Genomic DNA, 237 nt, shown 5'->3' with positions numbered 1-237 from the left:
GAACCATTTTCCTCGCCATGAAGGGAAGGCGCGGGACGGGCGATGTCGTCTGGGCCATCGTCGGAATCCTGCCATTCGGCAAGCTCGGCAAGCTCTTCCAGAAGGGCAAGAGACTCACCGGACTGACCGAATTCTTCACCGGGCCGTTCGTGGATACCGTCACGCCGTTCCGCAGAATGCGTGCGTTGTCCGGTCTGGCCGACAATGCCGCGGGTTTCCGGGCAGGGGGCATGAGCC

At 62.9% G+C, this 237-nt stretch carries 1 protein-coding gene; it reads left to right on the top strand.

Annotated elements, in window-relative coordinates:
- Positions 1 to 237, top strand: a 237-nt coding sequence (locus AAEY83_RS18420; RefSeq protein WP_351061584.1) for a hypothetical protein, incomplete at both ends; no start/stop codon positions are given.

Origin of the sequence: Psychrobacter sp. TB20-MNA-CIBAN-0197 (assembly GCF_040309765.1) — a bacterium.
GTDB lineage: Bacteria > Pseudomonadota > Gammaproteobacteria > Pseudomonadales > Moraxellaceae > Psychrobacter > Psychrobacter submarinus.
The sequence above is the reverse complement of the archived record's forward strand: the minus strand, read 5'-3'. Positions and strand labels throughout refer to the sequence as shown.